This window comes from Streptomyces sp. DT190, from assembly GCF_049846985.1.
Lineage (GTDB): Bacteria > Actinomycetota > Actinomycetes > Streptomycetales > Streptomycetaceae > Streptomyces.
This window is the reverse complement of the sequence record NZ_JBNCNM010000021.1, coordinates 29565-51792: the sequence shown is the minus strand read 5'-3', so window position 1 is coordinate 51792 and position 22228 is coordinate 29565. Positions and strand designations below refer to the sequence as shown.

General features: G+C 73.4%; 22 protein-coding genes. 9 read left to right on the top strand and 13 right to left on the bottom strand.

The genetic code is table 11. The features are described from left to right. Positions 1-132 precede the first annotated feature (132 nt). From ACPXCS_RS29985 to ACPXCS_RS29975, 3 genes are read right to left on the bottom strand one after another with little or no spacing between them, the layout of a single operon-like run. Positions 133-1200 (bottom strand): hypothetical protein, encoded by a 1068-nt coding sequence (locus ACPXCS_RS29985; RefSeq protein ID WP_425950990.1) that lies wholly within the window; start codon positions 1198-1200, stop codon positions 133-135. Positions 1201-1203: 3 nt separating this feature from the next. After that, complete coding sequence (locus ACPXCS_RS29980; protein ID WP_094055671.1) at positions 1204-1458, bottom strand: MoaD/ThiS family protein; 255 nt, start codon at positions 1456-1458, stop codon at positions 1204-1206. A gap of 54 nt (positions 1459-1512) precedes the next feature. Then, positions 1513-2364, bottom strand: a complete 852-nt coding sequence (locus tag ACPXCS_RS29975) for an alpha/beta hydrolase (RefSeq protein ID WP_425950989.1) — start codon at positions 2362-2364, stop codon at positions 1513-1515. A gap of 172 nt (positions 2365-2536) precedes the next feature. Between ACPXCS_RS29975 and ACPXCS_RS29970 the strand changes: the two genes are divergently transcribed. The 5 genes from ACPXCS_RS29970 (at position 2537) to ACPXCS_RS29950 (ending at position 7976) form a co-directional block, all read left to right on the top strand. Beyond that, positions 2537-3316, top strand: coding sequence for a response regulator transcription factor (locus ACPXCS_RS29970; RefSeq protein ID WP_425950988.1), 780 nt, complete (start codon positions 2537-2539; stop codon positions 3314-3316). A gap of 128 nt (positions 3317-3444) precedes the next feature. Next, on the top strand, positions 3445-4467 hold the full coding sequence (locus ACPXCS_RS29965) for a LacI family DNA-binding transcriptional regulator (protein WP_425950987.1): 1023 nt from the start codon (positions 3445-3447) through the stop codon (positions 4465-4467). Between the two features lie 110 nt (positions 4468-4577). After that, positions 4578-5573, top strand: a complete 996-nt coding sequence (locus ACPXCS_RS29960) for a S1C family serine protease (RefSeq protein ID WP_425950986.1) — start codon at positions 4578-4580, stop codon at positions 5571-5573. A 199-nt stretch (positions 5574-5772) separates the two neighbouring features. After that, complete coding sequence (locus ACPXCS_RS29955; protein ID WP_425950985.1) at positions 5773-6510, top strand: response regulator transcription factor; 738 nt, start codon at positions 5773-5775, stop codon at positions 6508-6510. After that, positions 6507-7976, top strand: coding sequence for a sensor histidine kinase (locus ACPXCS_RS29950; RefSeq protein ID WP_425950984.1), 1470 nt, complete (start codon positions 6507-6509; stop codon positions 7974-7976). The genes ACPXCS_RS29955 and ACPXCS_RS29950 overlap by 4 nt, the downstream gene beginning before the upstream one ends. Here the strand turns inward: ACPXCS_RS29950 and ACPXCS_RS29945 are convergent. Together ACPXCS_RS29945 and ACPXCS_RS29940 are read right to left on the bottom strand one after the other, a co-directional pair. Further along, positions 7966-8163 carry a DUF397 domain-containing protein gene (locus ACPXCS_RS29945; protein WP_425950983.1) on the bottom strand — a complete coding sequence of 66 codons (198 nt, stop codon included), beginning with the start codon at positions 8161-8163 and terminating at the stop codon, positions 7966-7968. The two genes, ACPXCS_RS29950 and ACPXCS_RS29945, sit on opposite strands and share 11 nt — an antisense overlap. After that, positions 8160-8966 carry a helix-turn-helix domain-containing protein gene (locus tag ACPXCS_RS29940; protein WP_425951080.1) on the bottom strand — a complete coding sequence of 269 codons (807 nt, stop codon included), beginning with the start codon at positions 8964-8966 and terminating at the stop codon, positions 8160-8162. Before ACPXCS_RS29940 ends, ACPXCS_RS29945 begins: the two co-directional genes overlap by 4 nt. A gap of 163 nt (positions 8967-9129) precedes the next feature. Between ACPXCS_RS29940 and ACPXCS_RS29935 the strand changes: the two genes are divergently transcribed. The 3 genes from ACPXCS_RS29935 (at position 9130) to ACPXCS_RS29925 (ending at position 11774) form a co-directional block, all read left to right on the top strand. Further along, positions 9130-9342, top strand: coding sequence for a hypothetical protein (locus tag ACPXCS_RS29935; protein ID WP_425950982.1), 213 nt, complete (start codon positions 9130-9132; stop codon positions 9340-9342). Then, the gene (locus ACPXCS_RS29930; protein WP_425950981.1) at positions 9339-9599 is read left to right on the top strand and encodes a hypothetical protein; all 261 of its coding nucleotides are present in this window, start codon (positions 9339-9341) and stop codon (positions 9597-9599) included. Before ACPXCS_RS29935 ends, ACPXCS_RS29930 begins: the two co-directional genes overlap by 4 nt. Positions 9600-9713: 114 nt before the next feature. After that, positions 9714-11774 carry a pectinesterase family protein gene (locus tag ACPXCS_RS29925; protein WP_425950980.1) on the top strand — a complete coding sequence of 687 codons (2061 nt, stop codon included), beginning with the start codon at positions 9714-9716 and terminating at the stop codon, positions 11772-11774. Positions 11775-11869: 95 nt separating this feature from the next. On the opposite strand, the gene ACPXCS_RS29920 is transcribed toward ACPXCS_RS29925, so the two are convergent. Both ACPXCS_RS29920 and ACPXCS_RS29915 read right to left on the bottom strand, forming a co-directional pair. Beyond that, positions 11870-13081, bottom strand: a complete 1212-nt coding sequence (locus tag ACPXCS_RS29920) for a DUF2993 domain-containing protein (RefSeq protein WP_425950979.1) — start codon at positions 13079-13081, stop codon at positions 11870-11872. Between the two features lie 58 nt (positions 13082-13139). Then, complete coding sequence (locus tag ACPXCS_RS29915) at positions 13140-14957, bottom strand: bifunctional metallophosphatase/5'-nucleotidase (protein ID WP_425950978.1); 1818 nt, start codon at positions 14955-14957, stop codon at positions 13140-13142. A gap of 144 nt (positions 14958-15101) precedes the next feature. Here ACPXCS_RS29915 and mshD point away from each other — a divergent pair, with 144 nt between their 5' ends. Next, on the top strand, positions 15102-16028 hold the full coding sequence (gene mshD / locus ACPXCS_RS29910; RefSeq protein ID WP_425950977.1) for a mycothiol synthase: 927 nt from the start codon (positions 15102-15104) through the stop codon (positions 16026-16028). Positions 16029-16545: 517 nt separating this feature from the next. Here the strand turns inward: mshD and ACPXCS_RS29905 are convergent. From ACPXCS_RS29905 to ACPXCS_RS29880, 6 genes are all read right to left on the bottom strand, one after another. Then, positions 16546-17508, bottom strand: a complete 963-nt coding sequence (locus ACPXCS_RS29905) for a LysR family transcriptional regulator (RefSeq protein ID WP_425950976.1) — start codon at positions 17506-17508, stop codon at positions 16546-16548. Between the two features lie 91 nt (positions 17509-17599). Continuing rightward, positions 17600-18238, bottom strand: coding sequence for an ABC transporter (locus ACPXCS_RS29900; protein WP_425950975.1), 639 nt, complete (start codon positions 18236-18238; stop codon positions 17600-17602). After that, positions 18229-19740 (bottom strand): ABC transporter permease, encoded by a 1512-nt coding sequence (locus tag ACPXCS_RS29895; protein ID WP_425950974.1) that lies wholly within the window; start codon positions 19738-19740, stop codon positions 18229-18231. Before ACPXCS_RS29895 ends, ACPXCS_RS29900 begins: the two co-directional genes overlap by 10 nt. Further along, on the bottom strand, positions 19737-20597 hold the full coding sequence (locus ACPXCS_RS29890) for an ABC transporter ATP-binding protein (RefSeq protein ID WP_425950973.1): 861 nt from the start codon (positions 20595-20597) through the stop codon (positions 19737-19739). Before ACPXCS_RS29890 ends, ACPXCS_RS29895 begins: the two co-directional genes overlap by 4 nt. Beyond that, positions 20594-21430: a zf-HC2 domain-containing protein gene (locus ACPXCS_RS29885; protein WP_425950972.1), complete on the bottom strand. Its 837-nt coding sequence runs from the start codon at positions 21428-21430 to the stop codon at positions 20594-20596. Before ACPXCS_RS29885 ends, ACPXCS_RS29890 begins: the two co-directional genes overlap by 4 nt. Continuing rightward, a complete protein-coding gene (locus ACPXCS_RS29880) occupies positions 21427-21978 on the bottom strand; it encodes an RNA polymerase sigma factor (protein WP_425950971.1) in 552 nt (183 codons plus the stop codon). The genes ACPXCS_RS29885 and ACPXCS_RS29880 overlap by 4 nt, the downstream gene beginning before the upstream one ends. Between the last annotated feature and the right edge of the window lie 250 nt (positions 21979-22228).

Here is a 22228-nt window from a genome sequence, read left to right as displayed (position 1 = left end):
ACCGGGTGTGGCCGTCCACTGGGGTGAGGGTAACTCCGCGTGCGGCCCGGGCCCCGGGTTTGTCGATCATCTGTGACAGGCCGGATGCCGCGCCGGTGGCACCGGCACGGCTGTCCGCGGCCCGGTGAGCGATCAGGCCAGGGCCCGCCCCAGCACGTACACGACCGGTGCCGCGGCCGACAGCGGCAGGGCCACGCCCGCGGTGAAGTGGACGAAGCGCGACGGGTAGTCGTAGCTCGCGACCCGGTGGCCGATCAGGGCGCACACGCCCGCGCCGGCACCCAGCAGGGCGCCCGACGCGCCCAGGCCCGTCAGCCAGCCCGCCGCCACGCCGCCGCCCGCGGCGGCGAGCAGGGCCACCACCACCGACGCCGCCGTCGGCAGCGGCAGCGCGCGCGCCAGGACCGCGACCGCCACGGCCACCGCGCCCACCGTCACGGCGTCGGTGTCCGCCGCGAGGTAACCGCCCGCCACGATCGCCAGCGCCGACGCCGCGACCGTCGCCATCAGGCCGTACATCCGCTCGTCCGGGTCGGCGTGCGAGCGCAGCTGGAGCACCAGCGACAGCAGCACCCACACGCCCAGCGTCCCGAGGATCGCCGACGGCGACCGCCCGGACGCCAGCAGTGCCGCGTCCGCGGCCAGTGCCCCGGCGAAGCCGAGCGCGATGCCCTGCCGGGCCGGCCACATCCCGTTCAGCCGGAACCACCCCGCCGCCGTGACGGCCTGGAGCACCACCAGCGGCACGAGCAGCGCGTACGTCCCGACCGCCGCCGCACCGGCCAGCAGCAGCCCCAGCAGGGCCGTCAGCGCGGCCGGCTGCATGCCGGGCTCGATGATCGGCGACCGACCCTCCGCACGGGCCCGCTGGGCGTCGGTCATCCGCTTGTTCCCGGCGAGGGTGGCGGGGCCGTACCCGGCGGGCTCCGGCGTGGGCGCCGCGTCCCCCTGCTGCGGCAGATACGCCGTGTCCGCGGCGGCCGGCGCGGTGACCGGCTGCTGCGTCTGCGTCTCCCAGGTCTGCCCCTGCCACTGCTGCGTGTACTGCTGCGCGGCGTACGGATCCTCGTAGCCCTGGTGGCCCTGGTAGCCCTGCTGATAGCCCTGCCCGGGCCACGCCTGCGGATGCTGGGGCTGCTGCCAGTACGGGTCGTAGCCGTTCTGGCCGTCCTGGTAACCGTCGTACGGCTGGTTGGTCATCGCTCACCCTCCTGCGAACGGCGGGAGCACCTCGACCGTGCCGCCGTCGGCCAGCCGTACCGTCTCATGGGCGCGGGTGCCCACCGGGTCACCGTCCACGAGGAACGAGCAGCGCCGCAGCACCCGCTCCAGTTCGCCGGGATGCCGCTCGCGCACCCCGTCGAGCGCCTCGGCGAGCGTGGCCGCCTCGTACGCCTCCTCGGCCACCCCGGCCGCGGCCTTGGCGGCGGCCCAGTAGCGGACCGTGACCTCTGGCATCTGCTTCCTCACTCGGACTCACAACGGGCTCACCCGACGGTGAACCCCGTCAGGCTAGCCCGCCCGGCCGACGGCCCACTCCCCGATCCGGTCCAGCAGCCCGTCGCCCGCCGCGTGCTCGGCATGTCCCATGCCCGGCTCCAGCCACAGTTCGCCCTGGTCACCGGCGGCCGCGGCCAGCATCCGCGGGTGGTCGAGGGGGAAGTAGCCGTCGGAGTCGCCGTGCACGATCAGCAGCGGGGTGGGGGCGATCCGCGGCACCGCCTCCACCGGCGAGAGCGGGACCGGGTCCCAGTCCCGGTGGTGGATGCGGGTGCGGAACCCGTACCGGCCCACCACCCGCCCCTCGGGCCGTGTCACCAGCCAGTGCAGCCGCCGCATCGGCGCGGTCCCCCGGTAGTACCAGCGGGCCGGCGCGCTCACCGAGACCACCGCGTCGGTCCGCCCCGGGTGCAGGGCCGCGTGCCGCAGCGCCACCGAGCCGCCCATCGAGAAGCCGACGGTCACCACGCGCGCGTGCCCGCGGTCCCGGGCCCAGTCCGCGGCGGCCGCCAGGTCGAGCACCTCGCGGTCGCCGACCGTGGAGCGCCCGCCGGACATCCCGTGCCCGCGGAAGGAGAAGGTCACCACCGCGCCGTGGCGGGCGAACGCCCGGGCGATGCGCCGCACGTGCGGGCGGTCCACCGCTCCGGTGAAACCGTGGGCGACGACGAACACGGGGTGAGCGGACGGTGTCCCCGGGGCGTCGTATACGGCCGGGCCCGGCTCGTATACGACATCGATCGGCACCCCGTCGGACGTGCGAAGAAACGTCCGGACAGGCAGCCGAACAGCCTTTCTCCCGGTCGTCTCGGAGTGCGGACGATCGGTGGAACGTGCCACATGACCTGCCGGACCAGAGCTCATGTGGGCTATTCTGCTGGGCAGAGGACTCGGGCAGCGAAGCCCCCGGGTCCTTTTGTGCTTTCGGAAGCGTTGTATACGAAGCGGGAAACCGCAGGTGTACGGGGCCTTCGGGATCGCAGAGCGATGCTGTGCCAACAAACGTCCTCGCAGGGACCGAGGAGGAACCAGACATATGAGTTCTCTGCTGCTCCTGACCAATGCCCTCCAGCCGTCGACGGAGGTGCTCCCCGCCCTCGGACTGCTCCTGCACAACGTGCGCGTGGCTCCGGCGGAGGGCCCCGCCCTGGTCGACACCCCCGGTGCCGACGTGATCCTGGTCGACGGCCGGCGCGACCTCCCGCAGGTCCGCAGCCTGTGCCAGCTGCTGCGCTCGACCGGGCCGGGCTGCCCGCTGATCCTCGTCGTCACCGAGGGCGGCCTCGCGGCCGTCACCGCGGACTGGGGCATCGACGACGTCCTGCTCGACACCGCCGGACCCGCGGAGGTCGAGGCGCGGCTGCGGCTGGCCATGGGACGGCAGCAGATCGTCAGCGACGACTCCCCGATGGAGATCCGCAACGGCGACCTGTCGGTCGACGAAGCCACCTACTCCGCCAAGCTCAAGGGCCGGGTCCTGGACCTGACCTTCAAGGAGTTCGAGCTGCTGAAGTACCTCGCGCAGCACCCCGGCCGGGTCTTCACGCGCGCCCAGCTGCTCCAGGAGGTCTGGGGCTACGACTACTTCGGCGGTACGCGCACGGTCGACGTGCACGTACGGCGGCTGCGCGCCAAGCTCGGCCCGGAGCACGAGTCTCTGATCGGCACCGTCCGGAACGTCGGTTATCGATTCGTTACGCCGGAGAAGGTGGAGCGCGCCGCCGAGGAGGCGAAGGCCAAGGCGGCCAAGGCAAAGCCGGACAACAAGGACGAGTCGGCCGCCCTGGACGCCGCGGAGGTACGCGCCAAGGCCTGAGAGGCGTGATCCCGCGCCGACCTGGGCATCCCTCCCCGCACGAGGGGGCCCCGGGCGGCAGTCGGGATATCGTACGGAACCCCCTTTACGCCCTGCCCGGAGCGGGTATATCCGCGTAGACTCCGCGCGTGGCCAAGGTGACTCGGGATGATGTGGCGCGGCTGGCAGGGACTTCCACTGCCGTGGTCAGCTACGTCATCAACAACGGACCCCGGCCGGTCGCCCCGGCCACGCGCGAGCGTGTCCTCGCCGCGATCAAGGAACTGGGGTACCGGCCGGACCGGGTCGCCCAGGCGATGGCCTCACGGCGCACGGACCTCATAGGCCTGATCATCCCGGACGCCCGCCAGCCCTTCTTCGGGGAGATGGCGCACGCGGTCGAACAGGCCGCCTCCGAGCGCGGGAAGATGGTCCTCGTCGGCAACACGGACTACGTGGGCGAGCGCGAGGTCCACTACCTGCGCGCGTTCCTCGGGATGCGGGTCTCCGGTCTGATCCTGGTCAGCCACGCGCTGAACGACCTGGCGGCCGCCGAGATCGACGCCTGGGACGCCCGGGTGGTGCTGCTGCACGAGCGCCCCGAGGCCATCGACGACGTCGCCGTCACCACGGACGACCTGGGCGGCGCCGAGCTCGCCGTGCGGCACCTGCTGGAGCACGGCTACGAGTACGTCGCCTGTATGGGCGGCATAGCCGAGACCCCGGCGGTCGGCGACCCGGTCTCCGACCACGTCGAGGGCTGGCGCCGCGCGATGGACGAGGCCGGGATCTCCACGGAGGGCCGTCTCTTCGAGGCCCTGTACAACCGCTACGACGCCTATCAGGCCGCCCTGAAGATCCTGTCCGGGCCCCAGCGGCCGCCGGCGATCTTCTGCTCGACCGACGACCAGGCGATCGGCCTGCTGCGGGCGGCGCGCGAACTGCGCATCGACGTCCCCGGCGAGCTGGCGGTGGCCGGCTTCGACGACATCAAGGAGGCGGCGCTGGCCGACCCGCCCCTGACGACGATCGCCTCGGACCGCTCGGCGATGGCCCGGGCCGCGGTGGACCTCGTCCTGGACGACGGCCTGCGGGTCGCGGGGTCCCGGCGCGAGCGGCTGAAGGTGTTCCCGTCGCGGCTGGTGGTACGCCAGTCCTGCGGCTGCCCGTAACCTCGCGGGGGCTCCCCGCGAGGGGTCTTTATATCGGGCATACGAGGTTCTGTCGGGCTTCTCAGCCGTCCCTCAGGAAGCTCTCATGGTCGGGCGACAGGCTCGTTGCCATGACCGAGAGCTTCCACCGCAGTGGCGAGTACCCGAACCCTCACGAGGGTCAGCAGCAGGCCCCGGTGAACCCCGAGTGGCCGCCCCCGCCGGCGCACGCCCCGGCGCACGCTCCCAAGAAGCGCAACCGCGGCCCCGTCGCCCTGCTCGCCGCCGTGGCGATCGTCGCGGCCGCGATAGGCGGCGGCACCGCCTACGGCATCCAGGAGCTGACCGGCACCGACACGGTCGCCTCCAGCTCCACCAGCACCACCGTCGTGCCCGCCGGCCAGAAGGGCACCGTCGCCGGGGTCGCGAAGGCGGTCAGCCCCAGCATCGTCGAGATCAGCGCCCAGTCCAGCGCCGGGTCCTCCACCGGCTCCGGCGTGATCATCACCGGTGACGGCGAGATCGTCACCAACAACCACGTCGTCTCCGGCGCCTCGCAGATCAAGGTCTCGACCAGCGACGGCAGGTCCTACTCCGCGAAGATCGTCGGCACCGACAGCAAGAAGGACCTGGCACTGATCAAGCTGGAGAATGCCTCCGGCCTGAAGGCGGCCACTCTCGGCGACTCCTCCGGCGTCCAGGTCGGCGACCAGGTCGTCGCGATCGGTTCCCCGGAGGGACTGTCCGGCACCGTCACCAGCGGCATCGTCTCGGCGCTCGACCGGGACGTCACGGTCCCGACCGACGAGGACCAGGGCGGGCAGCAGGAGCAGCAGGACGACGGCTGGCCGTTCGAGTTCGGCGGGCGGCAGTTCAACGGCGACACCGGCAGCGACACCACCACGTACAAGGCGCTGCAGACCGACGCCTCCCTCAACCCGGGGAACTCCGGCGGCGCGCTGATCGACATGAACGGCAACATCATCGGGATCAACTCCGCGATGTACTCGCCGACGGGCAGCGCCTCCTCGTCCTCCGCCGCGGGCAGCGTGGGCCTGGGCTTCGCCATCCCGATCAACACCGTCAAGGCCGACCTCGCGAAGCTGCGGGCCGGTGCGACCGACTGAGTCCGCCGGGCCGCCCGGTCCCGGCCCGGCGCCGCGCGGTCCGGGGCCGGCGCCGCGCGGTCCGGGGCCGGCGCCGCACGGTCCGGGGCCGGCGCCGCACGGTCCGGGGCCGGCGCTCCTCCCGGCACCTCCCCGCGGCGTGCGACGCTGAGAGCGTCAGACGCACCTCCGTCCCCATCACCCCCGAGGACCCCGGACCATGAGCCCCGCAGACGGCGACCGTGACCCCCAGCGCATCCTGATCGTCGACGACGAGCCGGCGGTGCGCGAAGCACTCCAGCGCAGCCTCGCCTTCGAGGGGTACGGCACCCAGGTCGCGGTCGACGGCGCGGACGCCCTGGAGAAGGCGGCGGCGTACCGTCCCGACCTGGTCGTCCTCGACATCCAGATGCCGCGCATGGACGGCCTGACGGCGGCGCGCCGCATCCGCGCCACCGGCGACACGACGCCGATCCTCATGCTCACGGCCCGCGACACGGTCGGCGACCGGGTCACCGGCCTCGACGCGGGCGCCGACGACTACCTGGTCAAGCCCTTCGAACTCGACGAGCTCTTCGCCCGCATCCGCGCGCTGCTGCGCCGCAGCTCCTACGCGGCGGCCGTGGGCGCGGGCGACCCGGCCGACGAGGACGCGCTCACCTTCGCCGACCTGCGCATGGACCTCGCCACCCGGGAGGTCACCCGGGGCGGCCGCCCGGTGGAGCTGACGCGCACGGAGTTCACGCTCCTGGAGATGTTCATGGCCCACCCGCGCCAGGTCCTCACGCGGGAGCAGATCCTCAAGGCGGTGTGGGGCTTCGACTTCGAGCCGTCGTCCAACTCCCTCGACGTGTACGTCATGTACCTGCGGCGCAAGACCGAGGCGGGCGGGGAGCCGCGGCTGGTCCACACGGTGCGCGGGGTCGGCTACGTGCTGCGGCAGGGCGGCGCCGAGTGACCAGGCTCGTCCGCCGCTTCCGCTCGCTGCCGATCCGCTCGCGCCTGGCGCTGCTGGTGGCGGCGGCGGTGGCGTTCGCGGTGGCGGCGGTGTCGGTGACGTGCTGGTTCATCGTCCAGGGCAAGTTGTACGACCAGGTGGACGGGGACCTGAAGTCGTCCTACCGGACCATCCAGGAGGACGAGTTCAAGGCAGTGGTCTCGGCGTGCCCCCAGACGCCCTCCAGCACGCTCGGCGGCGGTCCCCGCCCGCAGACGTACGCGCAGCTGGTGCGGGTGGACGGCCGGGTCTGCCTGTTCAACAACAGCATGCCGCAGGTGAAGGTCACGAGCGCCGACAAGGCCGTGGCGGAGGACCCCGACCCCAGGACGGCCCGGCTCCGCAACGGCACGGACGGCGACGGCAACTCGGTGCGGGTGCTGACCACGGCGGTCATCGTCCAGCAGAGCCCGCTCGACAAGGCCGTCGCCGCCGACTACGCGCTGGTCATCGCCGTCCCCCTCAAGAGCACGGAGTCCACGCTCAACGAACTGGCGCTGATCCTGCTGCTGGTGTCGGGCATCGGCGTGATCGGCGCGGGAGCCGCCGGTCTCGCGGTGGCCCGGGCGGGACTGCGCCCGGTCGACCGGCTGACGGAGGCGGTCGAGCACGTGGCCCGCACCGAGGATCTGGACGTCCGGATCCCGCTGGACGAGGACAGCGACGACGAGGTGGCCCGCCTCTCCCGCTCCTTCAACTCCATGACCTCCGCCCTGGCCAGCTCCCGCGAGCTCCAGCAGCAGCTCATCGCGGACGCCGGCCACGAACTGCGCACCCCCCTCACCTCGCTGCGCACCAACGTCGAACTCCTCACCCGCAGCGAGGAGACCGGCCGCCCCATCCCGGAGGCGGACCGCAAGGCGCTGCTCGCGTCGGTGAAGGCCCAGATGACGGAACTGGCCGCGCTCATCGGCGACCTGCAGGAGCTGTCCCGCCCGGACACCGGCCAGCACGCCGGCCGGACCCAGATCGTCGCCTGGCACGACACGGTCGAGTCGGCGCTGCGGCGGGCCCGGCTGCGCGGCCCGGAACTGACGATCACGGCGGACGTCGAGCCGTGGTTCGTCCGCGCGGAGCCGTCCGCGCTGGAACGGGCGGTGGTGAACATCCTCGACAACGCGGTGAAGTTCAGCCCGGAGGGCGGCACGGTCGAGGTACGCCTCACCGGCGGCACCCTCACCGTCCGCGACCACGGCCCGGGCATCCCCGCGGACGAACTCCCCTACGTCTTCGACCGCTTCTGGCGCTCCCCGAGCGCACGGGCCCTGCCGGGCTCGGGCCTGGGCCTGTCGATCGTGGCCCGGACGGTGCAGCAGGCGGGCGGGGACGTGTCCCTGTCCCCGGCGGAGGACGGCGGCACGATCGCGACGATCCGGCTACCGGGGGCGTCGGTGCCTCCCCCGGAAGCACCGGCGGCTACCGCGTGACGAACGTGAGGAACGACGCCCAGGGGCTTGTGCCGAACACGAGTACCGGGCCGTCGGGGGTCTTGCTGTCGCGGACCGGGATCATGTTCGGGTAGTCGTCGGCGACTTCGAGGCAGTTGTTGGCGCCCCCGTCGCTGTAGGTCGACTTACGCCAGACGGCAGTGGTCAGATCGAGGGTGGGCTTCATGGTCCGTGCTCCTTCAGTACGTCCCGGATGAACGCCAGCGAGTCCGACGGGGACAGCGCCAGATCCCTCAACCGATCGTAGGACAAACGCTGGTGGGTGACGTCCTCCGGATCATCCATCAGCAGGCCGAAGCTGTGGCCCTCCGCGTAGGCCACGGCACTCCCGTCCGGTTGCCACAGCAGGGTGAGGGATCCCTTGCCCACAAGGTGGTGAACGCCGGCGGAGAAGGGGAGCACCTGGATGACGACGTTGGGTGCCTGCGCGGCGGTCTCGATGCGTGACAACTGGCCCTTCCACGTGTCCGCGGCGGCCGAGGGACGACGCAGCGCCGACTCGTCGATGATGAAGCGGGCATCAGGCGGCGGGTCCTTGTGCAGCACGAGTTGTCGCCCCATGCGTGCCGCCACTTGCTCCTCGACGTCCTCCGCGTTGCCAATCGTTGCCTGAGGGCCAGACAACACCTCTCTGGCGAAGTCCTCCGTCTGCAACAGCCCCGGTACACCGGGCGCGTACACCCGCATGAGGCGCGCAGTCGCCTCCAGCGCCATGTACCTCTTGTACTTGTCCTTGAAGGCGTCGTACCGGGCGATCCTCCAGTGGCGAACGAGCAGGTCACCGCAGCCGTAGTAGCTGTCCAAGTCCTCCATGACAGCCAGCTTGGAAAGCCGCTCACCCGACTCCAGGCGGCTCAAGTAGCTCTTGTCGTAACCCGACTCGTCGGCCAGCTGCCCCAGCGTCTTACCGGCGTTCTCCCGCAGGAACTTCAGCGTCCGCCCCAGCACGGCACGCCCCGACTCCTCCATGTCGTCAACGACATCCACCCCGTCACCCCTCCCCGTTGCCTGAGCGGCCAGACAACACCTGGCCCCTTTCGCAGCGTAGGGGCAGTCGGTGACCATGAGGGCACGAACGGTGATCTCCGCTCGTCAGACCCCCTTTGCCCCTGCCCTGAGAAGGGACGCCCCCGTGCGCCTGCGTATCGCCGAACTCTGCGAGTCCCTGCTGCTCGCCCTCGTACGGCTCCTGCTCCCCGCCAGCGGCCGGCACCGGGCCGCCGGGACGGTGCCGGCCGTCGCCCACCCCCCGCCGCCCGGCCGACGTCACCTCGCCGAAGAGCCCCTCGTCATGGACACCCGCCTCGTACGCCCCTACCTCTCCGCCCTGGAGGTCTCCGCATGAGGCTGCTCCCCTGGACCGGCGCCGGTGGCAAGCCGTGTTACCTCAGCACCGACGATCCCCACAGCCCGCTGTCCCGGCTCGCCGACGACATCGAGGCCCTGCAACTGGCCGACGCGGCAGGAGTCCTCGAAGGGGCGCGAGCCGTGCTCGACGACCCCGGGGCCGGCGAGCACGCCGTCCGCTTCGCGCTGGCCAGGGCCGTGGAGTCGCTGGGTGACACACTCCGCGTCGCGGTCAGCCGGGGCGAGCGCGTCTAGGAGAAGCCGAGCATGCCGGGAGCGTGGCGAACGCGGCAACCTTCGCCCCGGCCGCGGCGACTCCCCACCGCACCACCCGCACCCCGTCCCCCCACCAGCAGAACGGATCGCCGCATGAGTGAGCTGTCCTCTCCGCCGCGTCAGCCCCGCAGAGCGCGTCACCGCCGCAGCCGTACCGCCCTCGCCGCCGGGATACCCCTGGCGCTCGCCGCCGCCGGCGCCCTCGCCTACGGGGTCGCCCCGGGCACCCAGGCGCGCGCCTCCGCCGCCGCCCCCTCCTGGGCCTCGGACACCGCCGACGGGTTCGCCTCCGTCAACTCCCTCGGGCAGAACGGGACCTACGGCGGGCGGGACGGCAAGACCGTCACGGTGAAGACGCAGGCCGAGCTGGAGAAGTACGCCACCGCCGCCGAGCCGTACGTCATCGTCGTCGCCGGCGCCCTCACCATGAACCCCGTCGGGAAAGAGATCAAGGTCCAGTCCGACAAGACCATCGTGGGGCAGGGGACCTCCGGGCACATCGTCGGCGGCGGGTTCTTCCTCGGCCAGGGCGTGCACAACGTGATCATCCGGAACCTGACCATCCGGGACGCGTACCAGGGCGTCTGGAACGACAAGGACCACGACTTCGACGCGATCCAGATGGACGGCGCCCATCACGTCTGGATCGACCACAACGACCTGCGGCACATGGCCGACGGGCTCATCGACGTCCGCAAGGACAGCACCGCTGTGACCGTCTCCTGGAACAAGCTGAGCGACAACAACAAGACCTTCGGCATCGGCTGGACCGAGAACGTCACGACCGACATCACGATCCACCACAACTGGATCCGCGAGACCGAGCAGCGCAACCCGTCCACCGACAACGCCGCCCGCGCCCACCTCTACAACAACTGGCTGGAGGACGTGCCGGGCACGAGCATCGCCTCGTCGTACGGGAACTACGCGCGCGGTGCGACGAAGATGGTCCTGGAGAACTCCTACTTCCAGGGTGTGAAGAACCCGGTCATCAAGGACAGCGGAGCCGCGATCGCGCAGCGCGGCAGCGTCTTCTCCGGGACCAGCGGGCGCAACGAGAGCGGCGGGACCGCCTTCGATCCGAAGGCCTCCTACCCGTACACCCTCGACAAGGCCGCCGACCTGCCGTCGGTCCTGAGGTCGGGCGCCGGGCCGCGCGCCTCCATCGGCACGACCGCCACCACCAAGGCCGCCGCCGCGACCACCCTCACCGTCGCCAAGGACGGCAGCGGGCAGTACACGACCGTCCAGGCCGCCGTGAACGCCGTGCCCGCGAACAATCCCTCCCGGGTCGTCATCGCCGTCAAGCCGGGCACGTACCGGGAGCTGGTGAAGGTGCCGGCCAACAAGCCGCACGTCACCATCCAGGGCACCGGCGGCAGCCGCAAGGACACCACCATCGTCTACGACAACGCCTCGGGCACGCCCAAGCCCGGCGGCGGGACGTACGGCACGAGCGGCAGTGCCACCGTCGCCGTCGAGGCCGACGACTTCCAGGCCCGGAACCTGACCATCTCCAACGACTTCGACGAGAAGGCCAACCAGGGCCTCAGCGGCCACCAGGCCGTGGCGCTGCGGACCGCGGCCGACAGGGTGTTCCTGGACGGGATCATCGTCAGCGGCGACCAGGACACGCTGCTGCTCGACACCGCGGCCAAGGACCGGCTGGGCCGGGTCTACATGAGCAACAGCTACGTCATCGGCAACGTCGACTTCATCTTCGGGCGGGCCACGGCCGTCGTCGACAGGTCCGTCATCACGCTGAAGAAGCGCTGGGACGGCACCTCCGCCGGGTACGTGACCGCGCCGAGCACCGCCGCGAACCGCAAGGGCATCCTGATCGCCAACTCCACGGTGAACGGGGACGTCGCGGCCGGCAGCTTCCACCTCGGCCGGCCCTGGCACGCGGGCGGGGACGCCTCCCTCGACCCGCAGACCACCGTCCGCAACACCGATCTCAGCGCCGCGATCAAGTCCACCCCGTGGACCGACATGAGCGGCTTCTCCTGGAAGGACGACCGGTTCGCCGAGTACCGCAACACCGGAGCGGGCGCCGGTCCGGCGGGTACGAACCGGCCGCACCTGACCGATGCCCAGGCCGCCGGCCAGGAGGTCGCGGACTGGCTCGCGGGCTGGACGCCCTCGGCGTCCTGACGGCTCCCTCCCGGGTTCGGCTGACCATCGCCGCCGAACCCGGGAGGGTCACCATCCCGCTCGCCCGAGGTCGTGGGTGAGCGGCGGGGCCGGCCTCACCCGCCCACGGAAAGCCCCGAGCCCGACACCCGCACCCGGATGCCGTCCTCCTCCACCCGCACGTCCCGCAGCCGTACGTCCCCCTGCTCCGGCTCGGGCAGTTCGAACGCCAGGGAGAGCCGGTCGGCCAGGACCGGGCGGGTCAGGCCCGAGAGGGAGTCGAGGAGCTTCGGGTCCAGGCCGAGGCGGCGCAGCACCCCGGGGTTGTCCAGCGCCAGGTCGATGAGGTTGAGGTCCTGGGCCGTGCGGGCGAAGCGCGGGGAGCCGGTCAGCTCGGTGAGCTTGCCGTCGTCGGCGAGGGCCTCGCGCACGGTCGCCTCGGGGACGCCCAGGCGCCGGACCATGGCCGGGACGGACAGCAGCGCCTTGGCCTTGCGGGTCTCGCGGGCCAGGCCGGCGGTCCCCTCACGGGTCAGGTGCAGGCCCTCCGAGGGGCGGGTGCCGGGGCGGTAGGTGGCCAGGTCGCCGATGTCCAGGCGCATGTTGCCGATGTCGGTGGCGATACCCCGCTCGCCCTGCCGCCGGATCGTCGCCTCGGCGCGCAGCCGCAGGTCGTGCCCCGCGACCGGCAGGGTGCCGTCGGCCCGGACCCGGTCGCGGCCCTCGCCGGTGAACGTCACCTGGGAGGCGCCGAGTTCGCGGTTGAGGTCGGCGAAGGAGAGCTGGACCTCCCCGTCGAAGCGCGGGACGCGGGCGCCGCGCACGGAGGTGAGCCCGTCGGCGTCCAGCCGGATGTCGTGGGCCGTGGCCGACACCTTCGCCAGCGAGACGCGGTCGGCGGCGACGTCCGGGACGGTCACCCGCACCGAGTCCAGCCGCTGGTCGGCGAGTTGGGTGAGGAAGGGAAAGCCGCCGATCTCCACCTCCGGGGCCGCCGCGAGGTCGAGGCGGTCCTTGAGGGTGTCGGCGGCGCGGTGCTCGGCGTACAGCACGGCCCAGCGGTCGGCGAGGGCGGTGAAGGAGGCGAGGACGGCCAGGCCCACCACCGCCTTCACCGCGAGCGGCCATCCGGCGAAACGATTCTTCCGGCGGCGCCGGCCGCCCCGGCGGTGGTCCGGCGGGGCCCAGGCGTCCTCGGCGCCTTCCTCGCGTTCCTCAGCGAGGAACTCCCCCAGAGGGGTCTCCTCCAGAGGCCCGTCGTCGAGGGCGCCGAGCTCCTCGTACGGGTTCGGACGGGGCTGGGCGTCGATGCGGTGGGGGGTACGCATCGATCCATCCGACCATGCGTACCGCCCCTGCCCGCAACCCGAACCCCGGGTATGCGATCTAGTTCACCACGGTGATCCGGTCGGCCTTCGGCGGCGCGATCGGGCTGGCCGCCGAGGAGTTGGCCGTCAGGTACTGCTCCAGCGCGGTCAGGTCGTCGGCGCCGACGACGTCGTTCGTGCCCTGGCCGAGCGTCGGGAAGCCGTCGCCGCCGCCCGCGAGGAAGCTGTTCGTCGCGACGCGGTAGGTGGCGGCCGGGTCGATGGCCGCGCCGTTCAGCCTGATGCTGTCCGTGACCACCCGGTCGGCACCGGACTTGGTGAGGTCCAGCGTGTACGTCAGACCGGACGAGACCTGGAGGATCTTCGGCGCGGCCGCGTTCGGGCCGGACACCTGCTCCTTGAGCGCCTGGATCAGCTGCGTGCCCGTGAAGTCCTGGAGGTTCACCGTGTTGGCGAACGGCTGGACCGTGAAGCCCTCGGCGTAGGTGACGACACCGTCGCCCTCACCGGCCTTGGCCGCGTAGGTGAGCGGAGCCCGGATGCCGCCCGGGTTCATCAGCGCCAGGTCGGTCTCCGGGTCGAGCTGCCTGCCGTGGGCGAGCTGCGCGTCGGCGATGAGGTCGCCGAGCGGGGACTCGGTGCCGGTGTTGCCGATGTCGCCGGAGATGTAGCCGATCGCCCGGTTGCCGATGGGCGCGGCCAGCGCGTTCCACTTGCCGATCAGCCCGGTCATGTCGGGCGCCTTGGGGACGTCCCGGGTGACCACGCGGTTCGCGGACTTCACCGCCGTACGGGCGATGTCGCCGGTCCTGCGGTCGTAGGTCAGCGTGGTGTCGGTGTAGAGGCGGCCGAAGGACGCGGCCGAGGTGACCATGCGGGGCTTGCCCGACGGGTCGGCGATGCTGCACACGTACGCGTTGTGGGTGTGGCCGGTGACCAGCGCGTCCACCTGGGGCGTGACGTTCTTGGCGATGTCGACGATCGGCCCGGATATGCCGTCGCCCGCACCCGGGGAGTCACAGTCGTAGTTGTACGACGTCGACGCCGGGAAGCCGCCCTCGTGGACGAGCGCGACGATCGACTTCACGCCCTTGCGCTGCAGCTCCTTGGCGTACTTGTTGATCGTCTCGACCTCGTCCTTGAAGGTGAGGCCCTTGACGCCCTCGGCGGAGACGATGTCCGGGGTGCCCTCCAGGGTCACGCCGATGAAGCCGACCTTGACGCCGTTCTTCTTCCACACCCAGTAGGGCTTGAGGATCGGCTTCTTCGTCTTCTCGTCGAGGACGTTGGCGGCCAGGTAGGGGAAGTCGGCGCCCTCGAACTCCTCGTCCGTGTAGCAGCCCTCCTTCGGGTGGCAGCCGCCGTTCTGCAGCCGGGCCAGCTCCTCGGCGCCCTCGTCGAACTCGTGGTTGCCGACCGAGGTGACGTCGAGGTCGAGCTTGTTCAGCGCCTCGATGGTCGGCTCGTCGTGGAAGAGCCCGGAGATCAGCGGGGAGGCGCCGACCATGTCGCCGCCGGCCGCGGTGATGGAGTACTTCTCGCCCTGGCGGGCCTGCCGCAGGTGCGTGGCGAGGTACTCGACGCCGCCCGCGTCGATGGTCTTCGTCGTGCCGTCGGGCTGCTTCTCGGTGACGCGGCCGGAGGAGCCCGCCGGCGGCTCCAGGTTGCCGTGCAGGTCGTTGAAGGACAGCAGCTGCACGTCCTGGTAACGGCCGGGCCAGTGCCCGCCCGTGCGCTGGTCCTCGTCGGCGGTCGCCGCGCCCGGCAACGCCGCGGCGGCCAGCGCGCCGACGGTGACGACGCCGGCGGCGAGAGCGAGGAAACGGTTCGTACGGCGTCTCCGGCGCTCCGGATGCGCCGGTGAAGTGGCTGGCATACGCCCCCCTGAGGGTCTGCGGGACAGTGATGTCGTCCGGCGCAGCCTAGAGTCAACGCGCGTAGCGCGACAGGCCTTTCCGGGTTACGACCTGGTTGCTTCTTTGCCGCCGATTTGCCGGTGCCGCCCCGTACCCTCGTACGCATGACCAGCGACGACACCGTACGGCCCGGCCACCCCCGCTCGATCGAGACCCTTGCCGCGCTCTCCGCGGAGCAGACCGAGGCCGTGCTCGGACTGCTCGACGAGGCCGCCCGGACCGACGGGCAGCAGGCGGTGTCCGAACAGGGCCGGCTGCAGTTGCGCGGCGGCGAGCGCGAGGGCGTGTCCCATCTGCTGCTCACCGTCGACGGGGAACTTGTCGGTTATGCCCAGTTGGAGGACACGGACGAGGTGGAGCCGCCGGCCGCCGAGCTGGTCGTGCACCCCGGGCACCGCGGGCACGGGCACGGACGGGCGCTCGGCTCGGCGCTGCTGGCGGCCTCCGGCAAGCGGCTGCGGGTCTGGGCGCACGGCGGGCACTCCGCCGCCCGGCACCTCGCCCAGGTCCTGGGCCTGACGCTGTTCCGCGAACTGCGCCAGATGCGCCGCCCGTTGACGGACTTCGACGCACCCGAGCCGGTGCTGCCCGAGGGCGTCACGGTCCGCGCCTTCGTGCCCGGCCGGGACGACGCGGCCTGGCTCGCGGTGAACGCCGCCGCCTTCGCCCACCACCCCGAGCAGGGCTCCCTCACCCAGCGCGACCTCGACGACCGCAAGGCCGAGCCGTGGTTCGACCCGGCCGGTTTCTTCCTCGCCTTCCGCGGCGACGAACTCGTCGGCTTCCACTGGACCAAGGTGCACGCCGAGGAGGGCCTCGGCGAGGTGTACGTCCTCGGCGTCGCGCCGGGCGCGCAGGGCGGCGGCCTCGGCAAGTCCCTCACCACGATCGGGCTGCGGCACCTGGCGGCGCGGGGGCTGCCGACCGCGATGCTGTACGTCGACGCCGACAACAAGGCGGCGGTGTCGGTCTACGAGCGGCTGGGCTTCACCACGCACGAGGCGGACCTGATGTACCGGACGGAGACCTGACCGTGCCGCAGGCGCGAGGCCTGCCGTAACGCCGGGAGCCCGGCCCGCGTGCTGGTCCCGCCGCCGCCTCCGACGCCGGGCATGACGCCGGGTGCCCGGCCTCCGTTTCCGTCCCCTTGCCGCCTCCGACGCCGGGGCATGACGCCGAGAGCCCGGCCTCCGTTTCCGTCCCCCGCCGCGTCCGACGCCGGGACACGGCGCACGGCGAGGTCCGGCTCGCTCGGGCCGGCGGCCGCCCGGCCCGTGCCCGGGAGCCGTGGTGCAGGGACGAGGACGCCCGGGGTCCGCAGCCGCCCGTCGCCGGGTACGCGCACCGGCGGATGGTCGACCGGACCGCCGCCCCGCCCGGGACGGCTGCCGCCGAACACCGGGTCGCCTCAGCCGGGCGCACCCACGTGCGTCCGGCCTGCCGGGCGGGCGGGCAACGCGCAGCTCAACGCCTGCCGCGCGGACGCCGGTCACCGCGTGGTGGGCCGTGAGGAGGACAAGCCGCGGCCCGGCGGGGCACCGCGGTCCCTCACGCTGCTGGAGAAGCGCCTCGGCCGGCCGGGGGTTCCGCCCACGCCGGACGCCACAGGGCGCCCTCCGGCGGCCGGGGCCGGGCCGCCGCCAGGTAGTCGCGCAGTGCCGTCAGGCCCGGGTGCGGGTTGTCCGCGCGCCAGAGCAGGGAGTGCGGGTAGACCGGGGTCGGGTCCTTCAGCGGCACGAGCCGCAGGTCGTGGCCGACGGGCCAGACGTGCGGGGTCCGTTCGCTGAGGATCGTCGCCACGGTCGGGGAGCCGGCGACCGTGTCCAGGAGCGCTTCGAGGCCGAAGTTGGGCCCGATGGTGTCGATGTCCGGCCCGAACGCGGCGGCGAAGGCCTCGTAGTAGGCGTGCCACTCGGTGCCCGGCACGTTGCCCGGCATCCAGATCCGGTGCCCGGCGAGCTGTGCGGGCGTCACCGCGGCGGCCCGGGCGAAGGCGTGGCCGGGGCCCACGCACAGGCTGAGCGGCTCGTCGAGGACGGGCTGCGCCTCGACGCCGTCGGGGAGCCGGTGCCCGGGCATGGTCACGGCGCGGAAGGTGGCGTCGACGGCCCCGTCGCGCACCGCGGTCACGGCCGTGTCCACGTCGAACAGCGTGACCACGTCCAGCGGGATCCGCGGACGGGCCCGGTGGAAGTCCTGCACCAGTCCGCCGGTGGCGGCCCGGCGTCCCACGACGTCCACCCGCAGCGCCCGGCCGTCGGGGCGCACGGCGGCCACCGCCCGCTCCTCCGCCCGGAGCAGGACCCGGGCGTGCGGCAGCAGCGCCTGCCCGTCGATGGTGAGCTCCGCGCCGCGCGGCGTCCGGACGAACAGCCGGACGCCGAGGTCCCTCTCCAGGGCGGCGATCCGCTTGGACACCGCCTGCTGGGTCAGGGCCAGGTCCACGGCGGCCTTCTGGAACTGCCCGGCGTCGGCGACCGCGACGAAGGCCCGTACGGCGTTGAGGTCCACGGCGGCAGCCTATTTCTCCCCACGGCAGCGCGACGCCCCGGGCGTTCCCCACCCGGGGCATCGGTTTGTTCGCCGGTGCTGTTCGGCGCCGCTACGAGCCGGGCCGCCGCAGGACCCGCCGCCGCAGCGGTTCGCGCAGGCAGAGCACGCCCACGAGGGCCGCCACGGCCAGCAGCACCGCCCACCGGTCGTGCGCCGCCGCCCATCGCTTGTCCGCCACGGTGACGAACAGCGCCCAGCGCTCGGGCCAGAGCAGGATCGCCAGCACCGCCGTGGTGAGGAAACCGGCCGCCACCGGCAGCCCGGGCCGGGCCGCCTCGGTGAAGCGGACCGCGGCCGCCGCGCCGGTCACCGCCAGGACGCAGGCCGCCCCGGCCTCCAGCGTGAGGTCCCCGACCGGGGGCCGTACGTCCGGCGGCACGAGCAGCAGCGCCACCGTCCACCAGGCCGCCGCCGCCGGGACCACGAGGGCCACCCGCAGGGCCACGCGCAGCGGGCGCGGCGCCGGCACGGTGCCCGTGGTGTGCCGGGCCGGGTCGTCCAGGAGGAACACCAGCCCCAGCGCGAAGGCCAGGACCGCCGCCCGCAGCAGGGGCAGTGTGAGCTGTTCCGCCGTCTCCCCGGTCCGGGTCAGCGCGGTGAGCAGCAGCCCCGCCGCACCGGCCGCGCCGAGCGCCGGCCAGGGCAGGGTCCGGTGCACGGGGAGCAGCAACTGCCGGGTCAGGCGCACGTGTCGTCCCCCTCGGGTGCGGGCAGGCCCAGCAGCTTCGCGGCCCCGGCCGCCGTCACACCGGGCGCGGTCAGTGCGGCCCAGTGCCGTTTGACGCGTGCCGTGGCCCGGTCACGGGGCAGGTCGAGCAGCGCGCGCAGCACTTCGGTCTGGGCCTCGGTCATGGACAGGCCGTTCGTGGGCTGCAAGACAGCGGCCGGGCCGGTGATCGAGTCGTCGAGGCGGACGCGGCGCAGGGCGTCGAGGGGCTCGGACTCCCAGCCCACGGCCAGCCACATGAGGGGGACCATGCGGCCGTCGCAGATCGAGGACGTGGCCTCCTCGTCGCCCGCGATCAGCACCCCGGCCACGGCGGCGGAGAACTCGGGGACGCGGTTGCCGCCCCACCGGGTGCCCACGGTCACCTCGTACGGACGCTCCAGGGACGGCAGCGCGGCGTCACCGTCGAGTCCGTACCGGGCCTCGACCCGCTGCCGTACGACGACGTCGCGCTCGTGCGCCGCGCCCCCGGCCAGCGACCGCACCCGGTCCACCACCCGGGCCCACTCCCCGACCTGCGGCCTCCACTCGGGGAAGGCGCAGTAGGCGGACCCGTCGCGCCGGACGCAGGTCTGCAGCTGATCCGGGTGCACCGAGGCGCGTTCGCGTGCCTTCACCAGCCCGGGGGAGGCACCCTGCGACTGGCCCACCGCGCCCGCCGTCGTCAGGGCCAGCGCCCCGGCCAGAGAGGCGAGGAGGACCGGCTTGCGGCCGCCCGTCACGAGCACCGCCAGCAGCCCGAGCGTCAGCCCCAGCCCGGCCAGGTACGCCGCGTGCCAGGCCGCGGGCCGGCCGATCAGGTCGGTGGGCAGCGTGTTGCCGGTCGCCTGGCCCACGACGGGCATGAGCCACCGCGAGCCGCCGTCCCCGGTCCCGGTGCCGAGGAACAGGAAGAGGCAGAACACGATCAGCAGCGGGCCCACGACGGCGGACCGCACCAGGCCGGCCACGAGCAGCCCGAACAGACCGAACAGCAGCACCGTCAGCGGCCCCACGAGCAGCTCGGCCACCGAACCGCGCCCGATCGCGCCGGGCTTGAGGGCCTCCCGGCCGAACTGCGCGGCCACGCACCCGGCCGTGACCAGCGCGGCGGCCAGGACCGGCAGGGCGTGGGCGACCGTACGGCGCCACCGCGGCAGGACCAGCACCGCGAGGTGCGCCTCGGTGCCGTTGCGGTGGGAGCGCAGCACGGCGTGGTTCACGCTCAGCATGACCGCGAGGCCGACGAGCAGCGGGGGGCTCTGGGTGGCGCGGTCGGCGTCCTGGAGCGCCGGGAAGTCGCCCCAGTCCCGGCCGCCGCGCCACACGGCCCAGCCGGCGTACACGGCGAAGGCGACCAGGACCGGCACCCGGGTCAGCAGCCGGCGCGTCTCGAACAGGCCCAGGGCCCACACGGCCGCCCAGGAGCCGCCGGCGTCGGTGCGCGTGCCGGCCACGGCCGGTCGCTGAGCCACCGCGGTCATGCCGCCACCTCCGCTCCGGCGCCGTCGAGCGTGAGCAGGTAGCCGTCCTCCAGGGTCGGTTCCAGCAGGTCGGCCCCGTCCGGCGGGTCCCCGACGTTGCGGAAGGACCCGGCCCCGGTACGCCATCCGGCCCGGGCGCCCGGATCGCGTTCCGTGCTGCTCCACACCCGCCCGGCGGCGCGCGCGGTCAGCTCGGCCGGGGTGCCGTCGAACCGGATCCGGCCCGCGGCCATCACCAATACCCGGTGGCAGAGCATCGCCACGTCCTCCGTCTGGTGGGTGGACAGCAGCACCGTGCGCCCCTCACCGGCCTCGGCGATCAACTCGCGGAAGCGCATGCGCTGTTCGGGGTCGAGCCCGACGGTCGGCTCGTCCAGCACCAGGAAGCCGGGATCGCCGGCCAGGGCGGCCGCGAGGGCGACGCGCTGCCGCATCCCGCCGGACAGCCTGCGCAGCCGCTTGCCGCGCACGTCCGCCAGGCCCACCTCGTCGAGGACCCGCCGCACCTCCCGGTGCCGGGTGCCCCGGTCGGTCATCTCCTTCAGGATGGCCACGTAGTCGACGAATTCGAAGGCCGTGAAGTCCGGATGGAACCCGGGCGTCTGCGGCAGATAGCCCAGCCGGCGCCGGACCTCCTGCCGTCCCCGGGCGGTCGCCGGGTCGTGGCCGAGCACGGTGAAGGCGCCCCGGTCGGCGGGCAGGGCGGTGGCGAGCACCCGCAACAGGGTGGTCTTGCCCGCGCCGTTGGGCCCGAGCAGCCCGGTGACTCCGGCGGACAGGCGCAGCGACACGTCGTCGAGGGCCCGGGTCCCGCCGTAGCGGAGGCCGATCCCGGAGGCGGACACGGTCGGAGTCATACGGCACGTCCCTGGAAGAGGTCGAAGCGGTCACGGAGGAGGAAGAGCAGCCCGGCGGCGAGCGCGGCGACCACCGCCGCCACGCCCTGCCCGGCCGGGGTGAACGGCGCGAGGGGCACGTCGCCCCCGGCCCGCACCGCGTCGGCCAGCAGCAGCAGACCGATCCAGGCGCCGCCGACCAGCGACGGCGCGAGCACCGGCCCGAGCCGGGCGGTGAGCGCGAGCCCGGTCGCGGTGAGCGCCAGCGCGGGCAGCAGCCAGGCCAGGGCGTGCAGCCCGTAGGCCGGCAGGGCCAGCGTCGCCAGCCCGTTCAGCCCGAGCACGACGGCCAGCACGGCCACGGTCCGGATCATCAGCAGCCGGAACCCGTGCAGGGGCGCGACGACGGCCATCTCGTACGTCGGGTCCAGCGCGGGCCCGTACGACAGCGCCACCCCGGCCAGCGGCAGCAGCGGCGCGAGGGCGAGGAAGAGGGTGGGGGACTCACCGGTGCGCACGGCGTGCCCGGCGCCCACGCCGAGCAGCAGCACGGCGACGACGGCCCCCAGCCAGGACCGCCGCAGCACCGGTGTCGCCGCGAGCAGCCGGGCCGTGTGCCCGGCCACGCCGAGCCGCACCAGCAGGCCCTCCAGGAGCCCCGGGCGGGGCGCGTCCAGCTCGGCGTCGAGCCGTTCCCATCCCGCGTCGAGCGCGACCGGGTCACCGGTCTCGGCCAGCACCTGCCGGCACCGCCCGCAGGAGGCCAGGTGCGCGTCGGCGGACCAGAGCGCGGGCGCCGCCAGCTCGCCCCGCGCGTAGGCGCGCAGATCGTCGTCGGGTACGTGCCATGTCATGCCAGTGCCTCCCGCAACTGCTTGCGGGCCCGCATCGCCCGCGTCTTGACCGTCCCCGGGGGGATCCCCAGCAGGACGGCGGCCTCGCGGGTGGTCAGCCCGTCGACGACGGTCGCCTGCAGCACCGCCCGCAGCTCCGGCGACAGCCGCACCAGGGCCCCGGCGAGGTCACCGTGCTCCACCCCCGCGAGCACGCGCTCCTCCGCCGACGCCTCGTCCCGGTGCCGCAGCCGGGCCAGGGCCTGCCGCAGCCGGCCCCGCGCCCCGTCACCCCGCAGGGCGTCCACCAGCCGCCGCGACCCGATCCGCCACAGCAACCCGGCGACGTCCGGGGCGGGCCCGTCCACCCGGAAGCGGGCCGTGCCCCGCCACACGGCGAGGAAGGTCTCCTGGACGACGTCGTCGACGACGCCCGGATCGGCGCACCGCCCCCGCAGCCGGGCCCGGAGCCACGGCGCGTAGCGCCGGTACAGCTCCTCGAAGGCACGCCGGTCGGCGTCCGCCACGGCGGCCCGCAGCAGCTCCCCGTCGCTTCTCGTTTCGCTCACGTCCCCTCATCGGACCACCCGTACCGAACGGTTCACGCGAGCACGCCGGGTTTTTTGCCGGTCCGGACCGAGGCGCGGCCCCGGGCCCCGAAGGCGCCCGGCCCGCCGTGCCGCCCGGGGCCGCCCACAACCTGTGGACAAGCCGTCCCGGCCGCCGGCCCGGCCCCGCGGACGCCCGCGGGCCGCCGCCCGCTATCCCGCACGTCATGTCTCCGTAACCATTGATTCAGACGAGCTTGCGACGCTCGGC

Excerpts from the sequence above, each read along its gene's own strand:
- ACPXCS_RS29985 (WP_425950990.1), bottom strand. The coding sequence starts at position 1,200 with ATGACCAACCAGCCGTACGACGGTTACCAGGACGGCCAGAACGGCTAC.
- ACPXCS_RS29980 (WP_094055671.1), bottom strand. The coding sequence starts at position 1,458 with ATGCCAGAGGTCACGGTCCGCTACTGGGCCGCCGCCAAGGCCGCGGCC.
- ACPXCS_RS29975 (WP_425950989.1), bottom strand. The coding sequence starts at position 2,364 with ATGAGCTCTGGTCCGGCAGGTCATGTGGCACGTTCCACCGATCGTCCG.
- ACPXCS_RS29970 (WP_425950988.1), top strand. The coding sequence starts at position 2,537 with ATGAGTTCTCTGCTGCTCCTGACCAATGCCCTCCAGCCGTCGACGGAG.
- ACPXCS_RS29960 (WP_425950986.1), top strand. The coding sequence starts at position 4,578 with ATGACCGAGAGCTTCCACCGCAGTGGCGAGTACCCGAACCCTCACGAG.
- ACPXCS_RS29955 (WP_425950985.1), top strand. The coding sequence starts at position 5,773 with ATGAGCCCCGCAGACGGCGACCGTGACCCCCAGCGCATCCTGATCGTC.
- ACPXCS_RS29945 (WP_425950983.1), bottom strand. The coding sequence starts at position 8,163 with ATGAAGCCCACCCTCGATCTGACCACTGCCGTCTGGCGTAAGTCGACC.
- ACPXCS_RS29940 (WP_425951080.1), bottom strand. The coding sequence starts at position 8,966 with ATGGAGGAGTCGGGGCGTGCCGTGCTGGGGCGGACGCTGAAGTTCCTG.
- ACPXCS_RS29930 (WP_425950981.1), top strand. The coding sequence starts at position 9,339 with ATGAGGCTGCTCCCCTGGACCGGCGCCGGTGGCAAGCCGTGTTACCTC.
- ACPXCS_RS29925 (WP_425950980.1), top strand. The coding sequence starts at position 9,714 with ATGAGTGAGCTGTCCTCTCCGCCGCGTCAGCCCCGCAGAGCGCGTCAC.
- ACPXCS_RS29920 (WP_425950979.1), bottom strand. The coding sequence starts at position 13,081 with ATGCGTACCCCCCACCGCATCGACGCCCAGCCCCGTCCGAACCCGTAC.
- ACPXCS_RS29915 (WP_425950978.1), bottom strand. The coding sequence starts at position 14,957 with ATGCCAGCCACTTCACCGGCGCATCCGGAGCGCCGGAGACGCCGTACG.
- mshD (WP_425950977.1), top strand. The coding sequence starts at position 15,102 with ATGACCAGCGACGACACCGTACGGCCCGGCCACCCCCGCTCGATCGAG.
- ACPXCS_RS29895 (WP_425950974.1), bottom strand. The coding sequence starts at position 19,740 with ATGACCGCGGTGGCTCAGCGACCGGCCGTGGCCGGCACGCGCACCGAC.
- ACPXCS_RS29890 (WP_425950973.1), bottom strand. The coding sequence starts at position 20,597 with ATGACTCCGACCGTGTCCGCCTCCGGGATCGGCCTCCGCTACGGCGGG.
- ACPXCS_RS29885 (WP_425950972.1), bottom strand. The coding sequence starts at position 21,430 with ATGACATGGCACGTACCCGACGACGATCTGCGCGCCTACGCGCGGGGC.